The organism is Mycobacterium asiaticum (assembly GCF_001668675.1).
GTDB lineage: Bacteria > Actinomycetota > Actinomycetes > Mycobacteriales > Mycobacteriaceae > Mycobacterium > Mycobacterium asiaticum_D.
Genome location: NZ_LZKQ01000092.1, coordinates 1 through 4,554, shown reverse-complemented (window position 1 = coordinate 4,554; position 4,554 = coordinate 1). Strand labels below are relative to the sequence as shown.

The window sequence follows — 4,554 nt, the reverse complement described above, 5'->3', positions numbered from 1 at the left end:
CCGCACCAGCGCGGGCGGCGCCGCCGGCAAGGCCGGCCTTTTCATCGGCAATGGAGGCAATGCCGGTGCCGGCGCCGGTTGCCCCGGATCCGGCGCCGGCATTGCCTCCATTGCCGATGAAAAGGCCGGCCTTGCCGGCGGCGCCGCCCGACGGCCCGCTTCCGCCGTCGCCGCCGCTGCCGACCAGCACCGCGTTGCCGCCCGCGCCGCCGGCGCCGTTCGTCGTCGTGCCGGTGCCCCCGGCTCCGCCGTCGCCGCCGCTGCCGACCAGCACCGCGTTGCCGCCCGCGCCGCCGGCAAGGCCGGCCTTTTCATCGGCAATGGAGGCAATGCCGGCGCCGGATCCGGGGCAACCGGCGCCGACGGCGGGATCATCGGTAACGGAGGCGCGGGTGGATCCAGCGCCTCACAAGCGGGCGGCGCTGGTGGGAATGCTCTGTTCGGAAATGGCGGCAACGGCGGTTCGAGCACTGGCGGTGCGGGCGGCAACGGGGGCAATACGTTGGTCGGCAACGGCGGCGGCGGTGGCTCGGCTAACGGCACCGGCGGCGCGGCTGGGGGCGCCGGCGGCAATGTCGGGTTGATTGGATTCGGCGGGGCGGGTGGCCACGGCGGCACCGGTTCGACCACATTGGGGATCGGCGGAAGTGGTGGTGCAGGCGGCAAGGGCGGCAGTGCCGGGCTGCTGTACGGCGACGGGGGTGCGGGTGGCAATGGTGCTGCGGGCGGGCTGACCTCGGTGAGTGGGCTCAACGGCGGCACCGGCGGTGTTGGGGGTGCCGGCGGGAACGCTAGCTTGCTTGGCAATGGCGGCGCAGGGGGTGTGGGCGGATCCGGCGGCCCCAACTCGGCCACCCTGCTTGCCGGCAGCGGCGGCAGGGGCGGCGCCGGCGGGCACGGCGGCACCGCCGGCATGTTCTACGGCAACGGTGGCGACGGCGGAGGCGGCGGCACCGGCGGCACCACCGCAGCGAACAATCTGCAGGGCGGCGCGGGCGGGGCGGGCGGCGCCGCCGGCAACAGCTTCCTCGTCGGCAACGGTGGCCATGGCGGATCCGGAGGCACCGGTGGCGCTTCCACCTCCGCGGGCAAAGCCGGCCTCGGCGGCGACGGTGGCGCAGCCGGCGGCGGCGGAAACGGCGGCATGTTCTACGGCGACGGCGGCACCGGGGGCGCAGGTGGCGCCGGCGGTGCAGGTGCCGGGGCTGACGGTGTCGGCGGGGCCGGTGCGGACGGCGGACGCGGCGGCAACGCCAACCTCATCGGCGATGGCGGCGACGGCGGAGTGGGCGGCGCCGGGGGCGCCGGCGCCACACCGGGACCCAACGGCAACGGCGGTCAGCCAGGCACGGGAGGTGCCTTCGGCAGAAGCGGTATGCCCGGTGCCCCCGCAGCGGCGGCCGTATCGGCAAGCACTCTGCCCGTCCTTGGGCCGTATCAAGACCTCTTCACCAACACGCTCACGAACTTGCAGGACATCGGTAATGCCTGGCTGGCGAATCCGGCGCCCTTCCTACAGCAAGTTCTCGCCAACCAGTACGGCTATACCCAGTTGACCGTCTCCGCGCTTTCAAACGCCACGCGGGACTTCGCCATCGGACTCGCGGGTATACCGCCGAGCCTGCAGTCGGCGCTGCAATTGTTGGCCGCGGGTAACACCAGCGCGGCGGTCAATGAACTCGGCAAGGCGTTTATAAATGTCTTCTACACAGGACTCGACGCCACGGACTTGTCGAATATTCAGTTGTTGGGGCCCATCGGTGACGTGCTGCCCATTGCGAGCATCCCCGGGCAGGTTGCTCAGAACTTCACCAACGTGCTGCAGACGATCACCGACACAAACATCTCGTTCAACATTCCCACCCTGTCGATGACCTTTGGCTTCCCGTTGGTGATGGCCCTGGACGCCGCGGGCTCACCGATCACCACGGCAATCGCCTTTGCCGACAGCGCGAACACATTCATCTCTGCAGCGCAGGCCGGCAACGCACAAGCGGCATTGACCGCACTGGTCGAAGCTCCCGCCAACATTGCCAACGGCTTCTTGAACGGTGAGGCCACGGTGCCGCTGCCGCTGCCGCCGTCGCTCGCACCGATTCCGGGAGTGACCTCGCTGACGGCCAACATCCCGGTCGGCGGAGTCCTGTCTCCGCTGCGCGGCTTTACCGCAACGGCGGTAGTAGGTGGTGTGCCAGTGACACTCCCGCTCGGCGGTACCACAGCGGGCGGCATCGTTTCTGCGCTCCTCACGTTCGCGCCCGCGCAGTTAGCGGGCGCACTCACGTAAGGCGCCATGCTCCGCACGCGACGGATTGCACTGTTACGGCCCTGGTGACCGAGGACTCAAAATATTTTTGAGTTTGATGTTTAGGTCTTATAACTAGCGGGTACAGCCGACGAACGTCGGGTGTGCGTCGAGGGGAGATCGTCGTGTCTTTTGTGGTCGCTGAAACAGACCTGGTATCCGCCGCAGCAGGTCAACTCGCAGGCCTTCGCTCCTCGCTCAGCGAGGCAGCGACCGCGGCTGCGGGCCCCACAACCGGCATCGCTGCCGCGGCCAGCGACGAGATCTCCGCCGCCATCGCTCGGTTATTCGGTGCCTTCGGACAGGATTTCCAGGCGGTCAACAGCCAGGCGGCAGCGTTCAATGCTGAGTTCGTGCGGTTACTGAACGGAGGCGCCGCCGCCTACGTCAATGCCGAGATCGCCAATGCCGAGCGGACCCTGTTCAGCGGTGGCTTCGGATTTCCCACGGCCGCGCCGACAAATCCACTTCTTGACCTGCTCGGGCTTGGCGGCACGACCGGCGGGGGCGGCTCAACGACTTCGACCGGCGGATTAACGGGGCTGTTGGGCCCACTGACCGGCGGCACCGGGGGACTTCTATCACCCCTGGCGCCCGCCCTCACCCCGCTGCTTGGTGGCTTAGGTCAATTGCCCGGGCCGCTGGGACCGATTCTGGGCGGCGTCGGCACCTCGCTGCAGGACCTGCTATTTCCCACAGCGCTGGTCGCGCCCAGCGTCATCGGCGCCCCCAATCCGTATCTGACCCTGCTGGAAAACACCGCACGAAACCTGAACAGTCTCGGTGCGAACTATCGGCCGTTCCCGATCCTGAGCCAAGTCGCCGTCAACCAGTCCTTCTATGCCCAGCTCGCCGCCCACGACCTTGCCCTGTTCGTTCAGGGTTTCCCGGCGAATGTGCCGGCGAATATCGAACTTGCTCTCCAAGACCTGGCGGCATTCAACCTTGCGACGCAGGTCGAGACCTATGTGCGTGGCGCGACAGCGTTCGCCGATGTGCTCGGGACGCAGTTCGCGGCGGTCGGCGCCGGTCTCCAGCAGACCTTCCCGACGTTCCAGCACGACCTGGACCTGGCCGGTGTGGCGATCCAGCAGGGCAATTACCACCAGGCCGTGCAATACGGGGCTCATGGCCTCATCGACCTGTTCATCACAGGGTTCGACACGAGCGGACTAGACATCAGCATTGGTGGAACCCTGCTTGCCCCGTCGATCAACATCGCGGGGCCGATCGGAGTTGAGGGTCCCGCCGGAGCTCTACTGCCCATCCTCACCGCCCTGGGACAGCAGGCGCAGGGCACTGCCAACTTGCTCCCGGCCAACTCCATCCCTGGCATGATGGCGCGGAACTTGGCCAACGGAATTGGCACGCTTACCAACGCCGGTGTGTCTGCCGATTTCGCATTCACCTTCAACCTCGACCCACTGAGTCCGAACTTCGGTGCCAGCCTCGCCGGCGAAGCCATCTTCGGGCTGCCCCTACAGTTGGGCTTTGCGATCCTGGGACCGCCATTCGCCGGCCTCGACGGTCTGGCGGAAGGCGCGACATTCTTCTCGACCTCGTTGGCCAACGGAGACCTTCTGGGCGCAGCGAGCGCCATCGGAAACACGCCGGCATACGTTCTGGACGGCTTCCTCAATGGGGAAGTCATCATCGATCAGCCGCTTCCGGTGACAGTGGAACTGCTCGGTCTCCCGGTCACGCTGCCGACCATTGCTCACTTGCCCCTTACCGGGCTTCTCGTTCCACCGCACGAGATTTCGGCCACCGTGCCATTGAGCGAACTACTTCTGAACCTACCGCTGCTTCCAGACCTCAACGTGCCACTCGGCGGAACCAAGTTCGGCGGTATCGTTCCGTTCTTGTTGAACACCCTGCCGCAGCAGGTCGCCCAATCCATGTCCTACACCAACACCCTTTAGTCAGTTGGTGTGAGCAGCGCTGGGTATTGCCCAGCGCTTGTACGGCATGGGCCGTAGCCGAAGATCCGTGCGATCCACCCCCGGGTCTCTGCAATAGCTTGAGGGCTTGAGAGACAACGGCATTCAGTCATCTCTGCGTCGTTTCACGGATGGTGGCCGCTATCACCTGTGGGTACCCAGGCGCCTCGGTGGTGTTAAGCCGAGCCGAGGATGCCTGGCACAGTCTCATCGGCTAGAAGACGCGGCGCCCGAGTTCGGGTATGCGCACCGCCGGCGCCGCGCCGTCGGGGCTATTTCCTAGGGGGGGTCTTTTTCACAACTCCCCGC

Annotated in this window: 2 protein-coding genes; both read left to right on the top strand. The window is 66.9% G+C overall.

Features of this window, described 5'->3' with window-relative positions:
- On the top strand, positions 1 to 2,287 hold a 2,287-nt coding region (locus tag A9X01_RS30420; protein ID WP_253849016.1), incomplete at its 5' end, for a PE family protein.
- Positions 2,288 to 2,430: 143 nt separating this feature from the next.
- Positions 2,431 to 4,227 (top strand): PE family protein, encoded by a 1,797-nt coding sequence (locus A9X01_RS08145; RefSeq protein WP_065120252.1) that lies wholly within the window; start codon positions 2,431 to 2,433, stop codon positions 4,225 to 4,227.
- Positions 4,228 to 4,554: the final 327 nt, after the last annotated feature.